Raw genomic sequence first — 19,237 nt, forward strand, 5'->3', positions numbered from 1 at the left:
TATGCAACCAGTCACATTCCTTGAGGCACTTCGGTTTGCTCACAGTAAAAAAATCGTGCTGCCTGATGAGTTTTATTCAATGGATCTAAAGACCCGGCAGATGGCAACCACGGTTAGCTTTCTATCGAGTCTTGAGCAGATTGAAACAGTCATCAAAGCGGTGAATAAATCGATTGCCGACGGCGGTACCTTCAAGGACTTCCAGAAGCTGATTGAAGAATCTGAAATCATTCTGCCAAAGCACTATCTGGATAATGTATTTCGTACCAATATCCAAAACGCTTACGGTCATGGTCGGTGGCAACAACAGCAACGGAATAAGGCCAAGCGACAATATCTAATGTATTCAGCGATCAATGATAGCCGGGTACGTCCTAGTCATTTGGCTCTGAACCGGATTGTATTGCCGATTGATCACCCGTTCTGGCTAACACATTACCCGCCGTTGGGCTTCCGTTGTCGCTGTACCGTGATTGCCTTAACCGAGAAGCAGGCATTGAAATATGGCATTACGCCAGATGATAAGTTGCCAGAAGTAGCTGAGGCTTTGGACTGGAGTTCTCATCCATTGCAGTTTGGCGAACTTGAATCACTGGTTGATAAAAAGATCAGTACTTCAAGTCTGGATAAGGAATATCTCCTCGAGCAGAAAGAGGTCATCAGGGCAGAATGGACGGCGAGTAAAAAGCTCACCAGTCTGTTTGCTCCGATGGATGATAAGACTCGGGACTTATTCGATACTGTGGCCAATACAGTAATACCACTTGATCCAAGCATTCGACCAAGTGCGATTCGCACCTTCTTGGACTATGTGCAGGGAAATGATGCCGCACTGACTGGCTATTTAAACTCTGCTACAGGCTCACTAGCTGATGATGTACTTAAGCGCTGGCTGAGTGCAGACATGGCAGCGATTCAAACTGTGGCAAGCAATACGGCTTCTACCGTAGTAGGTGCTGCAACTCTTAATCAAGTAGCGGCTTATCAGGTGGGGCAGACAGTTCAATTGAATGCGCCGTTGCTGATGGTGGATACAGCTTCAGATATCGTAATCAAGATTGAGAATGCAAAAGGTTTAGGTATTGATCTGGATGCACTGAATGCTGGCAACGGCGTTCTCATGCCGATGGGATTGTCTTTTGAAGTGGTTTTGATTGAGGCCATTGAAGGGCAGATGGTTTATACATTGAAGTTTATTTCATAAGAGTGATTCTATTTAAGGATCTAGAGTCGGCTATTTAAATTGACTATAAAATTTAGAAATTTAACCTGGTCTTATTTTATTGAATTTTTTTAATGTACAATTACTTCCATAATATTTGCTCTAGATCTAAATCATTTTTCTCATGCGCTTTAAGTAAGTTGTATGGCTAGTAGGGAAGCAATAAATTTATGAAATATATACCTCTTATTTTTTTAATAATGCCTGGTTTTTTATATGCCAATCAACAAACTGTACAAGTAGAAGAATATTTAAATGAAGTGAACAAGAAAGTTGACTTTATATCAACTTATAGAGAGGCATCAAAATCTTTTAGGAAGAAAAGGGAATATACGCTCCAAGAAGAACTTGATTATATGTGTAATATAAGTTTGCTTTATTCTGATTTAATTACTTTTCAATCAAAACATCCTCAATTAGAGAAATATTCAGAAGTTCAAACAGTGAATAGACAGACTGAAGACGTTTATCAGGATTTCCAAAGATTCTTTAAAAAAAACAACGTTTCTTGCTCTAATGATATCGTTAATGTACCAGTCGATACTTTTTAGAATTTTAAACTCCACAGTCTGAAACCGCCCTTTATGGGCGGTTTTTTATTGGCCTGAAAAAGCATTAATAAATTGAGGTAAATGTGACGACAAAATTAAAACTTACAACTAAGCCGTCCGAAAGGACGGTTTTTTTATGGAGCATGAAAAATGCCAAAAGAAGAGGAACATAAGCCGAATCAGTATTGCTTCCAGGTTGGAAGCCTAAATGTCGACCAAGCTGAAGAGGGCAAGAAGAAGCGTACTTTCTCCGGTGTTGCATACAGTGGTGAAGTTATTACTGACCATTGGTATTGGGATCGAATCATCTTTGATCTTGATTCTATGCAAATTAAAGGTCGAATTCCTGCGTTACTGGATCACTCAACCCGGCAACGTGCTGGAGCCATCAACAGCCATAGCATTGATCACCAGAATGGTCTAACAGTTTCAGGTGATTTAATGAGTAATGAGTTTGGTACTCAGGTTGCTCAGGACTCCGATGATGGCTTTCCTTGGCAGATGTCAGTTCGCATTGACCCATCTGCAATTGAGGAAATTCAAGCAGGTGCATCAGTCACTGTAAATGGAAAAGTGCATCAAGGGCCTATCACGGTTTTCCGTGGTGGTCGTATTCGTGAAGTGTCCTTTTGTGCCTTAGGTGCAGATGACAATACAAACGCCGTGGCAGCCAGTCACTCTCCAAAAAACTTTAATCAACCAGAGGACACCAACGTGACCGAATTAGAGCAGGCGCAAGCCAAGGCAAAAGCATTACAAGATCAAGTTGATGCTTTGACCGAACAAAACAAACAATTTGCAGCTGCAAAACGTGAAGCTGAAATCAGTGCACTGGGTAAAGATCTGGGCAAAGAGTTTAGCGCTGAAGATGTTGAAGAAATGAAAAAGCTTGATGATTCTGCATTTGCATTCTCGGCTAAGCAACTTCGTCAATTTTCTGCAGGTAGCCAGCAACCACCAGCTGGACAACAGCAACAACAAATACCAAGTGTGAATCCGGCATTTGCTCACTTGTTCACTCATCAAGCCAATCCGGGGCAGGGTGGTCAAGCTCCACAAGGCTCGGCTTTAGATCAGGCATTCAATCAGTTTATGGCAGCGCAGCAACAAGGAGCTAAATCATGAGCCAAGTATTAACAGGCGCTATTGAGAATAAACAGCTGGTGGTTGGCGATGGTGTTCGTACCGAGAATGCCAAAGTAAAAACAGCAACGGCGTACAAGCGCGGGGATCTGCTAATTGTTGGTGCCAATAATGTGGCTGATCATCCTGCAGTTACCACGGGTGTGGTGGGTGACTGGAATGCTATTGCTGTATCAGATTTCACAGCAGAGCAAGCTACTTACCATGCTGCAAATAATCTTGAAATGCCGCTCTATGTACAGGGTGCATTTGATATTGCAGTAGTAACAGTGAATGGAACGCCGCTGACCACCGCTCAATATGATGCAGTACGTGCACAAGCATTAAAAAACAAAATCGAACTTCGAAAAGTTGTGGGGAACTAAGACATGAGTCAAACTTTTACATTTCAAAATGCACCAGTGGAATTACTGGATGTGCCACAGCTGGTATTACTGACTGATACCACTCAAAAGGTAGATACCTGGCTGATGGACCGCTTTTTCCCTCAACGTGTTTCATACACTAAAAAAGAAGTTCCAGTTGGTGAGCTGAATACTGCGACACCACTTGCGCCGTTTGTTACTCCGACTGCAGCTGGACGTCAGATTAAAGTAGGTGAATCTGGTAACGTGAAATTCGTTAAGCCGGCTTACCTGAAACCTATGATGACGGTCATGCCAAGTGAGGTGCAGAACACAGCGCTTATTGCACGTTTACGTCAATTTGGTGTAATTGCGACCGGTTCAAATCGTTTGTCTGATGCGGATCTATTGCTGATTGATCAGGCTCAAAAGGCTTTATATCTTCGTCAGTCAATTGAAAACCGAAAGCTATTAATTGCGCGTGATGTGCTTCTCTACGGTAAAACTACTTTTGCTTCTGCAGACTTCCCGATGTACGAAGTGGACTATGAGCGTAATCCAGCTTGTAACTACGCACCATTAATTAAATGGGGACAGGTTGGTGCTACTCCAGTGAAAGATATTCAAGCCATGATTGACTTGTCTATCGAGCACTCAGGTACATCACCTATCATGGCCTTGACCACATCTAAGGTATATAACACCTTAATCAAGGATCCAGAGTTCAAGGAGAAGTTCATTGCGCCGTATGCTGGTATCAGTGTTCCATTAACTCCGACTTTCGATCAAGCTGATAAGCCCCAATTCCGTGGCACAGTGGATAACATTGAAATCTGGACTTATGACGTGAGTCACAATATGGGCGGCTCCTCTGATCGCTTTATTCCTGAAGACTTTTTTGGTCTTGTTTCGGATGCTAATGGATGGATTGCACATTGTGCATTGCAAAATGTTGAAGCATTTGGCCAAGCTCTGGAATTCTATTTGGGTCAGTGGCAAGAAAAGAACCCTTCAAGTATTCAGATGCTTGCTGAATCCTCTCCGCTTGCTGTTCCAAACAACAAGAACGGTTTAGTCGGCGGTCGTGGATTCGTATAAGGAGAATCAAATGCCAAAGTACATTGCAAAACAATCGATCGGGCACTTTCGTCCAGGTCAGGAAATAGAGGGGCTTGAAGCTAAACAACTTCAGGCCCTTTTAGCATCTGGGGCTATTGAAGAATATCAAGAGCCGGAAGAATCTAAGGCAGACAATACTGCTGCTCTCCTAGCTGAACTTGAAAAGGCTAATGCTGAGCTGACAGCAGCAAATAAAACCTTAACCGAAGCCAATCAGACAGCAGCTGCTGACAAGGCAAAGGTAGATCAAGAAGTTACCGAGCTAAAAGCAAAAGTGGCTGAACTTGAAAAGGTGAAACCTGCCGCAAAACCTAAAGCCGGTGAAAAACCTGCTGATGAAACCAAGTAGGTGATCTATGTATGCGACTGAATCGTATTTGGTCGCACGATTTGGTGATGAGATTGAAAATCTAAAAACGATGCTTCCTTCTCAGTCCTCAGTAACTGATGCAATTCAGGATGCGACAGAGGAAATTAACGGCCACATCGGCGGCCGTTATCCTTTGCCGCTTCCCAATGTGCCGAGTAATTTAAAGCGCATGGCGTGTGATATTGCACGCTATCGCCTTTACTTCCAGCAACCCACCGATGAGGTGCGACAGCGTTATGAAGATGCAATCGCATTCTTAAAACGTGTTGCTGATAACAAAGCTCACTTGCAGATTCAATTACCTGAAACTAATCAAATCGTGGAAGACCAACCCAAAGGACGACCTTCGACAGCACCGGTCGGTACTTCATATACCGGTGGTGTATTTGGGGATTCTATCCTGGACCAGATGCCCAGCTTGAAGTGAGGTGCTTATGGCTTTTGCAATAATCATTCAAGCTGATAGCTCACCTATCGAAGCGGTGCTTAAACAATTGGGTAGCTTTGACTCATTAAAGGCTCAGTTATTTGATGAGATCGGTGCTGGGCTTGAAAGTAGTGTCCACAATCGGTTTTTAACCGGTACTGGTGTGGATGGTAACCCGTGGAAGATTTCATGGAGAGCCAAGCTGCAAGGTGGCGAAACGCTACGTGATACTGGCCGCCTAATGAATTCCTACACACACAATGTACTTTCAAGTGGTGTGGAGGTGGGTACAGATGTTGCGTACGCACCACATCTGCATTACGGCGCAACAATCCTACCCAAGAATGGCCAATACATCACTTTTGCAGTGGGTGGCCAATATCGGAAAGTTAAGCAATCCATTATTCCACCTCGGACTCAACTCGGTCTTGATGCGGAAGATGAAGTTATGGTTTTGGATATTGTCGGGAGTTTTATAGATGAGCACCTTCTTCGCGGTGCGTGATGAGATTGCAGAAAAACTGAAAGAGATTCCAGAATTTCTAAAGATCTATACGCCGTTGAATTCAGTCAGCGTAACAGAGATGTCGCAAGTCACGCCGTCGGCACACGTCAATTTTGTTCGTATAGATAAAAAGGCAAGTGCAGGTCGTGGAAGTATCAATCAGATCGGTCAGCAATGGGCGGTTACGGTGGCATGTCGCAATGCTCAATCTCAGATGACTGATGGTCGGGCGGTAAGTGATGAAGCTGGTCTTTTAACTGAAAAAGTAATTCAGTTGCTTTCAGGCTGGCAGCCTCAGGCATCACGCACAGCCTTGGAATTCATTTCGGTACGCGATGGTTACAGTCCAGGCTTTGCATACATCACTATTATTTTTGAATCACAAAAATTCATTTAGGAGCCAATCATGGCGAAACAATACAGGGCAACACAGCCCGTCGGACGCTTCCAAAAGGGCGATGTCGTTGGCGGGTTGGATGACGCACAAATCAAAAAATTACTGGCAGATGGCGCTATTCAGGAAGTACCTGAAGCTAAAGCCGCTGCTCCAGCGAAGAAAACCACAGGGGATGAAAAGTAATGGCTAAAAAGAACTATATCTCACTGCAAGGTAAGTTTTACTTATCTGAGCTTGTGAATGGTGTTGCTGGTGCAATGCGCCACCTTGGTAACGTACCTGAGTTTGAATTGGAAATTGGTGCTGATGTTATTGAGCATAAAGAATCAACGACGGGTAAACGCACTACCGATTTCACCATGATTAATGCTACTTCTGTGAACTTCTCAGGGCAGATTGAAGAAGTTAATCCAGAGAATCTTCAATACATTCTCTCTGGTATGACACATGCTGTACCCACAAAGACAGAAACCGATGTGTCCTTGGGTACTGTGGTTGCTGGACAGGAAATCAAGCTTAATGGCTATAACCTAAAAACTGTTTCCTTCAAAGATTCAACCAGCGGTACAGCTAAAACTCTTACCGATGATCAGTACACACTAGATGCTAAATTCGGTACTGTGATTTTTAATGATGTTGCTGATCTGGTCATGCCGATTCTGGCGAGCTATACAACTGGTGCAGTGACTAATACCACATTGGCATCCGACTTTGAAAAAGAGTATGAGCTCTTCTTTAAGGGGATTAATACTGCAAACGGTGAGCATGTGGCTGTAACGCTATGGCGTACCAAGAAGTCACCAGAAACCACTTTCCCATTGATCCATGAAGAACTGGGTCAGTATGAAATTTCAGGTCAGGCTTTATCGGATGTGACTAAAGAATCAGATCCAGCATTAGGCCTATATGGCCATGTTGTGACGATTCCGGCAGCTGTCTAACAAACACAGGCACAAAGAACTCCACGGCGCTATGCGTCTTTTTTTGTGCCTGCCTTATCGTAATAAGTCTTAAAACATTTAAGATGAAACTTAATAAATAGTAAAAAATAAAGATTATGTAATCTTTTGTTATTCTAATTTTCATCTGATGGGGATATAAAAGATATTCAGTTCACGTTAAGAATGAATCTGCTATGACTAAAATGGAAATATCTATCTCCATCCTGGCTGTAATAATTATTTCTACTATTATTTATCTTGTGTGTCAGTAAGTTAACTAATTAAGAACCTCCTTCGGGAGGTTTTTGATAGATGGGATTTTTAAACTTGTTATCTAAAATTAATATTGAATGAGAGTCAAAATAGCTAAACACAACTTTACAAAGTTACCTTCCTAGGCGTTAGATAAATTTGAAAAGTGATGTAAAGTGACGCCCTTAACGCAAGGGGATATTATGAAAAATTTAGGCCTATTATTTTTTATTATGATTTTAGCGGGTTGCGGACACAGAGAATCTAACGGTCAGCAACCTGATCTAGAAACAATCAAGAAAGAACAGCTTGAATTTGCAAAAGAAGCCACTAAAGAATTCATTCCCAATCCTGATTCAGCTAAGTTCCGGAATCAAGTCGGGGATTGTGGGGAAGTTAGCTATAAGGAAGTAGGGGGCACAGATATTGATTTCCAGCGTTTCATTGTGCTTGAAAAGAATATAGTGCTTGTAGAAAATCAGATGGATCCAAAGCAATTTGAGCTTTCATGGAAAAGCTCCTGCACACCAAGTTGGAATAAATAATTATTAAGCCCTTCATTAGAGGGCTTTCTTTTATTCATCAGATGATTCGGGTGTATCAGCTTGTTTCTTTGCATACTCTAAAGCAACCTGTTGCGCTTCAGCTGCAGCAGTAGCCTCAATTGGTGGTTCTGATGCGATAGCTGCGGTGCCAGTGAATCCGAATAAAACCAAGATTAGAACTTTCGAATACTTTTTCATTTGAATTTCCTCTACGTTTCTAAGACTTAATTTCAGTGTAGAGGATGATTTAAATCACGGATGTATCAGCTATGTCGGGATATGTAAGATATTCAGGTCTAAAGTTATAGGTTTCTAGGTTTACGTAAGAATGCTTTTCGGATGAAACTTTTTGTTGAGTTGCTTAACGAAATGTTTGAATGCTTCAGTAGGTAGCTACACTCTAAAGAGCTTTCCTTAACTTCTAAATCTTTGTAACATCCAATAATTTTATTGTAATATTTATGTTATTAATTGTTTGCTTTGCTTATCATATGAATGATGAAAAGTTGAGCGCTGAAGATGCTAACAAAAACAGAAATCGTTGTTGTCATACTAATAGTACTAGCCTTGATTCTCATCGTTTATGAGATGGGGCAAGGTGGTAGTTGGTCTTTATAGAATTCAGCCTTTATGAACGTTAAAAGAAAAGCACCTCCGGGTGCTTTTTTAATGCATAAAATTTATCTCGAGATTCCATCATGAATGACTTTTTCCTAGCAACAAATCGAAGCATCAAAATCAATGACATTGAAGTCCGCCAGATCCAGATGAAAGACTTTGATACCTGGGCAATGCATGCTGAAGCATTAAAGAACTTTATCAAAGACCAGAATCATTCAGATGAGATTTTGACAGAGCTATTTAAAGCTCACGGTGTGCAAGTCATTTCGACTATGGCATGCGTCACCGATCTGGACCATGAATCACTAATGAAACTTGCTGCTGATGAGCAAGGGTTTAAAGATCTGCTTAAAGCGGTGCTTCTCGTTAATCAAGCTTATTTCAAATATAAAAAACCGAAGCGTGGCATTAAAAATAAAGATGACTCCACTTGGTTTGATTCATTCCAGTTTCTGGTATCAATGGGCCATCAGCATGGCGAAATCATGGAAATGACCTACGGTGCATTCCAGAGCTATGTGAAAGCAGCAAACAAGCTATATAAGCAGGGAATCTTCAATAACGCCGTTGCAGCACGTGTGGCTCAGTCTGACAAAAAAGGCTTTGAATCATTTAAAAAAGAAATGGTCTCTGATTGATCAAGTAGCACCCTAAAGTTATGATGTGGAAATAATAATTTATGGATATGAATATGAAACGTTCTTATATTTTATTGGGGGTATTCGCATTACTGCTTTTTATTGCTTTGCCTTTTTTAGCAAGTGATGATTCCGATTCTCAAGCCGAGCCAGTCCAAGCCTCAGTAAAAACTGTAGCCAGCAGCCAATCTGAGCAGTCAAAAAGAATTCAAGTACAAACAGATTCACGTATTGCATTAAAGAACTTTCTAAAAGACTCTAATAGCGCTGAAATAAGAAACCATAATGGTAACTGTGGTGAAGTTAATAGTAAAAATAGTTTTGGTGGATACACAGGCTTTAAGCGCTTTATTGCAAGCCCAACAATAGTTGCCGTTGAAGGTGAGAATATGAATCCAGAAGAATTCCAGAAAGCTTGGAATCAGGTCTGCTAATCTACAGATCATCGTGATTAAGAAGGCATCATAAGGTGCTTTTTAATTTCTAATTTATACCCGCTTCGGCGGGTTTTTTATTGCCTGAATTTTAGAGGTCAGCATGTCTGGTAAAAATTTAACATTCAAATTAATCATGGATGCCGACACTAAAGGTTTCGTTGGCAACATCAAGCAATCAGAAGATGCAGCTAAGTCAGTATTTAATGCAATAAAACAAGAATCAGAACGGTTAAAACAGGCGACTACTGATGCTTCTAAAGAGATGGGAAATATTATCCCAAAAGGTACCAGTGAATTAGCGGACAAGCTCTCTCAATCTCTAAATGCTGCTACAGGCATTATCAAAGATGCTGGTGATAACGCAAAATCCACAGCGGGGAACTTTACAGATTTTGGTAATAAGGCCGAAAAAGCCTTAGGTCAGCTTAAGAGTGATCTGGCTCAGGCTAAGCAAAATCTTGAATCATTTTCAAAAACCAAAGCTTCACCTGCAGATATTGAAAAAGCACAAGTCCAGGTTGATCAACTTGAAAAAGAAGTTCAGCAAGCAGATCAGGCTTTTAGTGGATTTCAGGCAGAAGTAAGTAAAGCCAACAACAGCTTAAGAGAAACAGATACAGCGGCTCAGTCAGCGAAAAAAGGAATAGATGGAGCAAAATTTGCGGTAAATGCTCTTGTTGGTGCTATGGCTGCAATTGGTGTTGGCTTGGGTATTCGTGAATTAGCAGAGGCCGCGGATTCCTATACCAACCTTTCAGCTCGAATCAACATCGCAACCAGTGATGGTGGTAACTTCCAGCAAGCAATGGCTGGTGTGCACCAAGTGGCATTAATAACCAACTCAAGCCTTGATGCTACTGCAGGTCTATTCACAAAAGTGAATGATGTTGGTAAGCAAATGGGCATGACCCAACAGCAAAGCCTGAATCTAGTCAAAACCATTAATATGGCCATTCAGACCGGTGGTGGATCAGCGGCTGCATCAGAAGCCGCAATTGTCCAGTTGACACAAGCATTGCAATCAGGCGTTTTGCGTGGTGATGAGTTCAACTCCATCATGGAGCAGGCTCCGGGTATCTCAAAAGCACTTGCCCAGTCACTTGGCGTGACCACTGGTGAGCTGCGTGCAATGGCAGGAGAGGGTCAGCTATCAGCCGAGAAAGTCATCCAGGCGTTACAGAAACAATCAGCATCGATTGAAGCTGATTACAACAAGTTTCCCACAACAATTGGTAACGCTCTACAGCGTATAGCTACATCGTGGCAAATCGTCATTGGTGAAATGGATCAGGCTAATGGTTCGAGTGCTGCCGTTGCTGACGCCTTGGTTACGGTGGCTGATAATCTTGGGATTATAAAGGTATTTTTAGATGATGTTGGTTTGGGGCTTGCTTCGCTAATTGGAGGTTTGCAAGGCGGGATAGACACCAACACCATTGATGCTTTTAAGAATGCCATATCTGCTGCTTATGATGCGGTTAAAGAGTTAGCATCCCAAGTATACGAGTTTGGCTCAAGCGTTCTTGATGTTCTTGATACATCAATAACGAGCACTCTATCGGTTTTTTCCTCGTTTACAGGAGGAGTTTCGTCTGCAGGTGAGCAAGTTAGCTTCTTGGAGAGAATTTTCCAAGGGTTGGGAATTACGCTTGGTTTTGTAAGCGATGGTCTTACAGCAATTGGTATTATCCTTAAAGTGGCGACAGGCAACTTCTTTATGCTTGCCTCTGCTGCAAATAGTGTTATGGCTGCACTTACCTGGGGCGATGTAAGCAAGCAGTTCGCCGCAAATGCTGATCTGATGAAGGATAAAGCTAAAGAGTATTATGCTGAGGCTGATCGTGAAGCTCAAAATTTTCAATCCAAAGGTGTTCAGCGCTTAAATGAGGCAGCTCAAACTCAAGGACAAAAAACTGCGGAACGATTAGCTCTATCTAAGCAGGAGTTGGAGCGATTACTTTCTGATCAGCAATCAGAAGTTGATGGGAAAAAAGCCACGGAGTCCGAAAAGATAAATGCTGTTCAAGCCTATGCCGAGGCTGCTATCAAGGCCAATGGCGGTGTCATGGACGGCGTAATGCAGGCCGATCTCTTGACTAAGGGCTATATCGTCACCATTGATGAGGCTGGCAAGGTTAGTGTTCAGGCTGGCCAGAGTGCAGAACAGGCGGCTGAAAGCGCTGCTAAAAAGGAAGAAGCTCTCAAGCTGGCCAAAGAAAATGTTAAGAAAGCCGATGAGGAGTATCTTGCATACCAGAAACAGGCCGCCGTTGAACGTGCGCTTCTAGAACAACAGATTGAGCAAGCCAAGAAGACTGGCGATCTAAATGCCTTAGCCTCCGCCCAATCCTCAATTAATGCCATTAACGCTAAAGAAGCAGAGTTGGCCAATAACCGTGATTTACGTATAGCTGAATTAAATAAAGCTAATGCTGGATCTGGCCAAGTGGCGGAAACAGCTTATTCAAGAGCATCTGCCGCTGCCAAGCTGTTTGGCGTGGATCTGGATGTTTCGCTAAATAAAGTTTCTAAGTCTTTTTCTAGTTCTGGAAACGAACTGGATGGACTTAAGACTAAGTTGGGTGAGGCAGGGTATACCGGTAAACAGGCTGGTGATGTTCTTTACCAAGCATGGGAAGAGTGGCTTAGTAAGGCGAAGAGTCAAGCTGAGATTGATGCGGCAAATGCCAAGATGCGTGAGTTTGAAGCGCAGGGTGTGTTCTCAACCAAGCAGGTTGAATTGGGTATTGTTGCAATAAAGAGAGCCACCTCTGAACTACCTGATGTCTTGGATGAAACAGGAAGGGCTTTCGAGCGGCTTGGCATTAAAACCAAAGAGCAACTTCGATTGTCAGCTCAAATGGCATTGGCTGATTTTGAAACAGTACGCCAGAGTGGCCAGGCTACTCAAGCGGATCTTCAAAAGGCTTATGAAAAGACAATTCAGCTGGCGTATGCCTCGGGTGATGCTCAAAGTATTGCTGCAGCAAATGCCAAAGCTGCCTCACTAGGCTTATCGATCCAGGTAAGTGAAACCGGCCAAGTTTCAGTAAAAGCCAATAATGCTGTAGAAGAAAGCTTACACCGTGTTCGCAATGCCACAGGTAATGCTGGTGATGGCTTTGATGATCTTGGCCGTAGAGGCGTTAGAGCGGGTAACGATACTACTGAAGCGTGGGAAGAGGCTCGCAAAGCAACGGAAGCAGCTATGGCTTCTCAGGGCAAGATGAAGGCATCCAAAACCGGAACAACCGCTAAACACGGGCTTTCTGTTGAAGAAATTGAACAGAGGCTTAAGGATATTGGTTATGAAGGTGATACCAAGCAAAAAGCCAAAGAGCTCTTCCAAGATGCTGAACCAGTGGCGGGTGGTTATTACAAATCTGCTTCCAATGAGTGGGTGAAGAGAAAGTATGGGACCACTGCCTACGACAACCAAAAGGCCCTTGGTAATGCGATGTATGTTATGGAGCAGATCGAGCGGCTGGAGCAATATGTTGGTAAGAATGGTAGATCAACCGGATTTAGCAGCCTGAATGACTACGCGCCGTCCACCCCATCATCACCATCAACTAAAGACTATGGTAAGGGTGGTGATAGTGTGAATTACAACATTCAATTCGGAGGTCAAACCCTATCCCTTACAGGCGATGCAAGCCAAAAGGATGTGATGACCAGCCTTGTAAACCAATTAAAAGGTATAGCGAAATCAACATGAAGCTCATTCGCTTAGCAACATCCGAAACCGTCCCATTAGAGGACGGTTTTTTATGGTCTGATGAATTCTCCTGGAAGGCCATTGAGCAGAATCAGGCCTATGCCATGGATGGCACTTTGCATATTCAGGAAGGCAAAAAGAAGTCGGGCCGACCTATTACTTTGCAACCGGCAGATCCGCAAATGGGCTGGATCAAGCTACGTGAACTACGGACTGTTTTGGAGTGGTCCAAGCTGCAGGAAGAAAATTTCAAACTGCAGTTTGAACAACCGCATGACAACCGACAATTCACCGTCAAATTTAACCACCAGGATGGGGCTTTAGAGGCTGCACCGGTGAAAGGAATTCCAGCGGTTTCGCTGGATGATTATTTTAATGTGACCTTGCGCTTTACGGAGTTAGACGATGGCGATTGAAACCAAAGACCTGGTGATTTATGAGTCAGAACGCTCATCTGATACACCGGATGGTGGAGGAAAATATAACGGGCAGGTTGTACAGGATGGTTTGAGTAACAACCTGTTTAATGATATTTCAGAGCTGGATCGAACCATGGGCGATGTGTCCATGCGCAAGATCTTCCCGGCGGTCACGACCGAAGACACGGATCTGCTGATGGGGGCAACTGTATTTGTATCTGAGTTACCTAAAGATCCAAATGTTTCAGCACTAATTTTCGGTACTGGCAGCTGGACTGACCAGCGCAGTGCTGCACAAGGCCGTGTAGAAAATTATTTGGGCAGAGGTGGTCAGATTGCCGGCACGCCACTGGATACCCAAGGCAAGGGGATGCGTGCGCTACAGTGTGTCATGTTCCCGGAAGAAGCGGAAAGTGCCGTAGGTGACACGATTATTCTGGTTTCAAACGAGGGTAAGCAAACAGAGCATGAGCAGTTTGTGCGAATCACCAAGGTTGAAACCCGAATTGCAATCATGATCATTGAAGATAAGCCAGTACAGTACAAGATTGCCACGTATACGCTGAACGATCCCCTGGATGCTGATTATGTCGGGCTATCGGCGCGTCAATGGTATTCCGGTGCAACATCAACCACGATCATTCGTGAAAGTGTTATTGCGGATACTGGGCTTTATTATTCCAGTACTCAGCTCAAAGAGGATGCCAGCGTAGGCGAGTATACGGTACAGGCACAAAGCATGTTCACCCAGATTATCCCATCAGCCCAGACTGAAACCCCAATTCTGGATATTGATGCAGCTGCAGAAAGTACAGTTCTGGTACCAGGTCGTGATGGCACCATCACAGCAACTTTCCAGGTGAATGTCGGTGTGAATCAAAACCTGTTTATTGGTTCCAGTGTCATGCCATCCAGCATGTCATTCACTTTGGCTGGCCAATCGATTTCTGATCAGGGTGGGCTGCTGAAAAATGCACAGGGCACACAAGTTGGAACGATTGATTATCAGCGCGGCCTGATCCAGTGGACCGCAAGTGCGTCAGCCGGAACTCATAATCTGAGTATTACATTCACGCCTGCAGCGACACCAAAACAGCGTGGTCAGTCCTTTGCCATTCCAGTGACTATTGCATCACAGTCGATGAACTTCACCGGTGTTCTAGTACCAAAACCATCAGCAGGTAGTTTATCAATCTCATATATGTCGCAAGGTCGATTCTATGAATTGCATGATGATGGTTCTGGTCAGTTAAAAGGCTCAAATGCATCCTTCGGTTCGGGGATCGTAAATTATGAGACCGGTACCTGGTTATTGACTACCGGTGCGCTGCCTGATGTGGATTCAGTGATTCTGCTGCAATGGGGAACGCCTATCACCACTTTTTCCCGGGCTAATCTTGCTGTAATGCCGGCAAAATTTGAGTTTGATCTTGAACAGGAAGGCTTGGCGGCCAGCAGTGTGGTGGTAACCTGGTTGCTTGAGGGGGTGGGAAAAACAGCCACTTCAAATGCACAAGGCAAGTTCACGGGGGATGCCACCGGTGAAATCAATTATGCATCAGGGAAGGGCTTTATCACACCGAATAAACTGCCGCAGAAAAGCACTGTTTTTACGATTAACTACAGCTATGGCACATCACTAACACAGCAAAAAACCGCACTGCCTGATGTGGATCAAAAGCTGATATTTACTATTGGTACAGGAACAGCAATACAACCAAACAGCGTTGAATTTTCTATGTTCCTGCGCTCAGAAGACAGCTCGGCATCTGCATTTAATGTGATTTTTCGAGACGTACCGGTCAATGCCAGTACCGGAAATATTATCAATGAGGCGGGGGAAATTGTAGGAACGGTTGTTTATGCCACTGGCGCGGTTGAAATGACACCTAAAGTAAAACAGACCAAACTGATTCCGCAGTATGAGCCGGTATCTTACACCCTGTATGGAGCTGCTTAATGTCCTTCTTTAACCTACCCAAAACATCGGGGTATGAGCGTAGAACTGTAGAGTTGGGTGCTTATGACAGCACCCTGATCAATATTAAATATCGCGATACATCCGGAGTGAATACAGGCTTAAAAACAATAACAGCTGACAAGTTGCGTCTCGATCTAACTACGGGCTTTGATGAGCAGATTATTGCCAACTCAGCACGTTTCAAGATCGGTTCAGATACTTTTGTTGAGCAAAACGGCACGCTGTATCGCAATATCAACCCAAGCAATGGCACCGGCACTGTCGCTGGCACTATTCAGCTGGGTACAGGTATTGTGAATATTGACTCATGGAGTCCAAATGTTGACAACACTATTTCACTTGAATCACTAACCACAACCACAGACCTGCCACCAATTAACCAGGTCAGCTTCAGAACACCAGTGATCCCGATTCGCAACGGATCATTGACCGTAGTGGTTTCATCACTTGAATATGGCCAATTGACCATTCGTGCTGATGAGGATGGGGTCATTGAAACGCCTGAAGCCCATGGGTCCATCAATTACATTAATGGCTTTGTTGATATTTTCTTTTATAAAAAGACATTACTAAATGAAGACAACCGGGCGGAGGTTGAGTCCCAACCATGGTATGACATTACGCTTGAATACAATGATGTGGGTGGCAGATTTATTAATGTGCCGGTTTGGGTGGATGCATCCTCGGTACGCTATAACGCAATTGCTTATACCTATATTCCGCTGGATTCATCAATTCTGGGCTTGTCTGCCACACGCTTGCCACTAGATGGACGTGTGCCAATTTTCCGTGTCGGTATGATCGGGATTGTCAGTGCGACCAAGATGCAGGAACTACCGAGTGCAATTGCGGGTACAACCTACAATCTGAATGATCAGCGGATTTCATGGCTAGAGCTTGAAGATGCCGAGGGTATCAAGGTGCCATTTGATCTATATGCGGTCGACTATGATTATGGGCGAGTCACATTGGGTGGTGATTTCAGCCTAACTGGTCTCACTGCACCACTAAAAGCCAAATACCGTTATCAGGATATGGGTTTGATCCGTGATGTGCAGATCAGTGGCCAGATCACATTCACCAAGCCACTTACCCATAACTATGATGCTCTTGATACGATTGTTGGTTCAGCATTGGTAATTGGTGATATGCAGTCACGCTACACACGTAAATTTGTGCAGCAGTCTTGGAACAATACTTGGGCAGATGAGGCAACCGGTGGCGGCATCTCGGCAAACTACAATGATGCTCTATATCCAATCACCGTGACCAACAAAGGCGCTATTCAAGAGCGCTGGGCACTGATATTTACTGATGCAACAAACTTCCGTTGTGTCGGGGAGTATTCCGGTCAAATCGGCACCGGTAGTGTGAATATTGATTTTGCACCAATCAACCCTGTGACTGGCTTGCCGTATTTCACAGTGAAAAAAGAAGGTTGGGGTGCAGGTTGGGCAAATGGTAACGTGCTGCGCTTTAATACTGTAGCTGCAAACTTTCCTGTTTGGGTGATTCGAACCGTGAAGCAGTCTGAACCAACATTAATATCAGATCAATTCCAAATCATGCTGCGCGGTGACATTGACCGCGTGGTTTAAAAGTTAAATCAAATATGGCCGCTTCAAGCGGTCTTTTTTATGAGTAAATAAAAATGGCAATGAAACAGACACAGACTAAATTATTTGATTTTTCTGACGTGGGTTTAGATTTTTGTGCGGGCTCAAAAACCCTATTTCCTGATCGTTTTAAAAAAATGTTGGCACTGGGCTATAACGAGCAGACTGTTTCAAGCGTGACCGTGGCAGGCAATCAAGTTACATTTACTTATGGTGGCACACATGGCTATGTTGCGGATCGTGTTTTAAAAGTCAATGCGCCTGAGCTTTTAAGCATCAATGGCGGCGAGTTCGTCATTGATAATGTGACTGCAAATACGGTCACAATGACGATTGATGGTGCGCCAACTTCTATGGCGGGCAATTTTACAACCAGGGTTGCTTCGCTTGGTTGGGGGCTTGTATATGAAAATGCAAACATTCACATCTATAAATTTAAAGCATTGGATGAGTCGGATTTATATTTAAGACTGTGTTTTCAAGATCAACCTACACGACGTAATTGTATAAGTCCATGTGTTGGTAAAACGGCTGACCTAGTTGCTGGAGCTATTACAGATGCAAACGCATTAGCAGAAAACAGATCTATTATGTCCCCTGCAGATGGATTTAAATGGGATTTTCAACATACCGCAGGAACAACTGAAAATAACAACACTTATTCGCAGGGCTTTACAAGATTCGGCGGAGCAATGGTGGTTGGTAGTCTATATCATCTCTGTGTTGCGTTTAATAACGGGTCTTCCACAAACAGTGGTCAGGGTGGTGGTCGTTTATCAGCTATTCTTCCTATCGCCTCTAATTACGCTAATCTACCGATAATGCTTGGGGAAATTTACGCGGCAGCAGGCAATGGCAACATCAACTACTTGCAAAATGCCGCAGCTTATCTTGGCAATATTCAGGTTGCCTTTGATTCATCATCATCAAATAGCCCGTCCACGTTTATTCATGCACCACAGGCAGCAAGCTCTTTTATTGAGGTTGATGAGTTTAATGCAACATCCGCACAACCAATGATGCTCTTTGAGCGCGCAACAAGACAGCATCTCGGATATGTTGCTGGTGGCTGTTATTTAGCTAAGTATGCAGCAGATGGTGCGCCATCAGTAGCAAAAGCAGATAACCCCCGAATGACAATGGAGATTGATTTCAGCAACAAAGTAGTAATCTCCCCAGTCAATTTAAGTGGTACTACATCCTCGTCTGCAGTCTATTTTGCAATGCCTTTGGAGGAGATAAAAATTGCTTAAAATTAATAGAGTGTTTTTTGGTGGATATGTGCCAAATAACGAGAGGTTGTCAGACTTAGGGTATTTAAAATTTAAAACCCATCGCCCTATTATTACCATGCTGACCCCAGATCAAGGTTTTGGTCGAATTAAAGGCACAACTAAAAAATTGGGCGAAAATTACTACCCAGTACCTGTCTGCTTATTTCGCAAAGATAATAGGCAATTGATTTGGGAAACATTATCAAAGCCTGATGGTACTTATGCATTTCGCAATATTGCAGTTGGGCTGGAATGTTTTGTAGTGGCCTTCGACCCAAACGAAGAATATAACGCAGTGATTTCAGATAAGGTGGTAGCCAAATGATCCAAACCTCTTTAGCTGCCGGACTGGTCCAACTTCAGGCACTGGCAAACTTTTTAGATCAAGGTAGCGCAAATGCTACCTTTGTTTTTTATGATGATGAAAAGCCTACTGATGTGAACGTAGCTCCAAATAATAGCGCGAGACTGGTTACATTGACGCTGCCTAAGCCCTCAATCAAACAGGTACATACCGATCATATAGAACTAAATCAGACGGACGCAGCTACGGTTATAAAGTCAGGTACCGCAGCTTGGGCACGTCTATTTAACGGTGAAGGGAAAGCAGTTGCTGACTTTGCAGTTGGATCTGATATCACATTGGCCAATCCTGATCTGGTGCTGGGCAGCACACTCATGATGAATTCACTGATCCTAAGACCATCAACATAAATG

Annotated in this window: 22 protein-coding genes; 21 read left to right on the forward strand and 1 reads right to left on the reverse strand. The window is 43.5% G+C overall.

Annotation, left to right across the window (positions count from 1 at the left end):
* The first annotated feature begins 1 nt into the window (after position 1).
* From FTU45_RS00305 to FTU45_RS00360, 12 genes are all read left to right on the forward strand, one after another.
* Positions 2–1,204, forward strand: a complete 1,203-nt coding sequence (locus tag FTU45_RS00305; RefSeq protein ID WP_180075706.1) for a phage minor head protein — start codon at positions 2–4, stop codon at positions 1,202–1,204.
* A gap of 188 nt (positions 1,205–1,392) precedes the next feature.
* Positions 1,393–1,773 carry a hypothetical protein gene (locus FTU45_RS00310; protein ID WP_148826311.1) on the forward strand — a complete coding sequence of 127 codons (381 nt, stop codon included), beginning with the start codon at positions 1,393–1,395 and terminating at the stop codon, positions 1,771–1,773.
* Between the two features lie 150 nt (positions 1,774–1,923).
* Positions 1,924–2,898: a hypothetical protein gene (locus tag FTU45_RS00315; RefSeq protein WP_180075707.1), complete on the forward strand. Its 975-nt coding sequence runs from the start codon at positions 1,924–1,926 to the stop codon at positions 2,896–2,898.
* Entirely contained in the window at positions 2,895–3,281 is a 387-nt protein-coding gene (locus FTU45_RS00320) for a hypothetical protein (protein ID WP_180075708.1), read from the forward strand. Before FTU45_RS00315 ends, FTU45_RS00320 begins: the two co-directional genes overlap by 4 nt.
* A 3-nt stretch (positions 3,282–3,284) precedes the next feature.
* Positions 3,285–4,358, forward strand: a complete 1,074-nt coding sequence (locus FTU45_RS00325; protein WP_180075709.1) for a major capsid protein — start codon at positions 3,285–3,287, stop codon at positions 4,356–4,358.
* 10 nt (positions 4,359–4,368) lie between these two features.
* Positions 4,369–4,728 (forward strand): hypothetical protein, encoded by a 360-nt coding sequence (locus FTU45_RS00330; protein ID WP_180075710.1) that lies wholly within the window; start codon positions 4,369–4,371, stop codon positions 4,726–4,728.
* A 7-nt stretch (positions 4,729–4,735) separates the two neighbouring features.
* Positions 4,736–5,176 (forward strand): gp436 family protein, encoded by a 441-nt coding sequence (locus tag FTU45_RS00335; protein WP_180075711.1) that lies wholly within the window; start codon positions 4,736–4,738, stop codon positions 5,174–5,176.
* Positions 5,177–5,183: 7 nt separating this feature from the next.
* Positions 5,184–5,681: a phage virion morphogenesis protein gene (locus FTU45_RS00340; protein WP_180075712.1), complete on the forward strand. Its 498-nt coding sequence runs from the start codon at positions 5,184–5,186 to the stop codon at positions 5,679–5,681.
* Positions 5,656–6,078, forward strand: a complete 423-nt coding sequence (locus FTU45_RS00345; protein ID WP_005104404.1) for a hypothetical protein — start codon at positions 5,656–5,658, stop codon at positions 6,076–6,078. Before FTU45_RS00340 ends, FTU45_RS00345 begins: the two co-directional genes overlap by 26 nt.
* 9 nt (positions 6,079–6,087) lie before the next feature.
* On the forward strand, positions 6,088–6,261 hold the full coding sequence (locus FTU45_RS00350; protein ID WP_180075713.1) for a hypothetical protein: 174 nt from the start codon (positions 6,088–6,090) through the stop codon (positions 6,259–6,261).
* Positions 6,261–7,019 (forward strand): hypothetical protein, encoded by a 759-nt coding sequence (locus tag FTU45_RS00355; RefSeq protein ID WP_180075714.1) that lies wholly within the window; start codon positions 6,261–6,263, stop codon positions 7,017–7,019. Before FTU45_RS00350 ends, FTU45_RS00355 begins: the two co-directional genes overlap by 1 nt.
* A gap of 455 nt (positions 7,020–7,474) precedes the next feature.
* Positions 7,475–7,816, forward strand: a complete 342-nt coding sequence (locus FTU45_RS00360; protein ID WP_004730163.1) for a hypothetical protein — start codon at positions 7,475–7,477, stop codon at positions 7,814–7,816.
* Between the two features lie 30 nt (positions 7,817–7,846).
* Here the strand turns inward: FTU45_RS00360 and FTU45_RS00365 are convergent, their stop codons facing one another.
* Positions 7,847–8,014, reverse strand: coding sequence for a hypothetical protein (locus FTU45_RS00365; RefSeq protein WP_180075715.1), 168 nt, complete (start codon positions 8,012–8,014; stop codon positions 7,847–7,849).
* 500 nt (positions 8,015–8,514) lie between these two features.
* On the opposite strand from FTU45_RS00365, the gene FTU45_RS00370 reads away from it, so the two are divergent.
* From FTU45_RS00370 to FTU45_RS00410, 9 genes are all read left to right on the forward strand, one after another.
* Positions 8,515–9,075: a hypothetical protein gene (locus FTU45_RS00370; RefSeq protein WP_180075716.1), complete on the forward strand. Its 561-nt coding sequence runs from the start codon at positions 8,515–8,517 to the stop codon at positions 9,073–9,075.
* A 53-nt stretch (positions 9,076–9,128) separates the two neighbouring features.
* Positions 9,129–9,509, forward strand: a complete 381-nt coding sequence (locus tag FTU45_RS00375) for a hypothetical protein (protein WP_225215731.1) — start codon at positions 9,129–9,131, stop codon at positions 9,507–9,509.
* A gap of 103 nt (positions 9,510–9,612) precedes the next feature.
* Complete coding sequence (locus FTU45_RS00380) at positions 9,613–13,230, forward strand: tape measure protein (RefSeq protein ID WP_180075717.1); 3,618 nt, start codon at positions 9,613–9,615, stop codon at positions 13,228–13,230.
* The gene (locus FTU45_RS00385; protein WP_180075718.1) at positions 13,227–13,646 is read left to right on the forward strand and encodes a hypothetical protein; all 420 of its coding nucleotides are present in this window, start codon (positions 13,227–13,229) and stop codon (positions 13,644–13,646) included. The genes FTU45_RS00380 and FTU45_RS00385 overlap by 4 nt, the downstream gene beginning before the upstream one ends.
* The gene (locus tag FTU45_RS00390) at positions 13,636–15,609 is read left to right on the forward strand and encodes a hypothetical protein (protein ID WP_180075719.1); all 1,974 of its coding nucleotides are present in this window, start codon (positions 13,636–13,638) and stop codon (positions 15,607–15,609) included. Before FTU45_RS00385 ends, FTU45_RS00390 begins: the two co-directional genes overlap by 11 nt.
* Entirely contained in the window at positions 15,609–17,228 is a 1,620-nt protein-coding gene (locus tag FTU45_RS00395) for a hypothetical protein (protein ID WP_180075720.1), read from the forward strand. Before FTU45_RS00390 ends, FTU45_RS00395 begins: the two co-directional genes overlap by 1 nt.
* Positions 17,229–17,281: 53 nt before the next feature.
* Positions 17,282–18,499 (forward strand): hypothetical protein, encoded by a 1,218-nt coding sequence (locus FTU45_RS00400; protein ID WP_180075721.1) that lies wholly within the window; start codon positions 17,282–17,284, stop codon positions 18,497–18,499.
* Positions 18,492–18,845, forward strand: a complete 354-nt coding sequence (locus FTU45_RS00405; protein ID WP_180075722.1) for a carboxypeptidase regulatory-like domain-containing protein — start codon at positions 18,492–18,494, stop codon at positions 18,843–18,845. The genes FTU45_RS00400 and FTU45_RS00405 overlap by 8 nt, the downstream gene beginning before the upstream one ends.
* Positions 18,842–19,234, forward strand: coding sequence for a hypothetical protein (locus FTU45_RS00410; protein ID WP_180075723.1), 393 nt, complete (start codon positions 18,842–18,844; stop codon positions 19,232–19,234). The genes FTU45_RS00405 and FTU45_RS00410 overlap by 4 nt, the downstream gene beginning before the upstream one ends.
* The last annotated feature ends 3 nt before the right edge of the window (positions 19,235–19,237 follow it).

The organism is Acinetobacter sp. YH12106, assembly GCF_013418995.1.
Classification (GTDB): Bacteria; Pseudomonadota; Gammaproteobacteria; order Pseudomonadales; family Moraxellaceae; genus Acinetobacter; species Acinetobacter pseudolwoffii.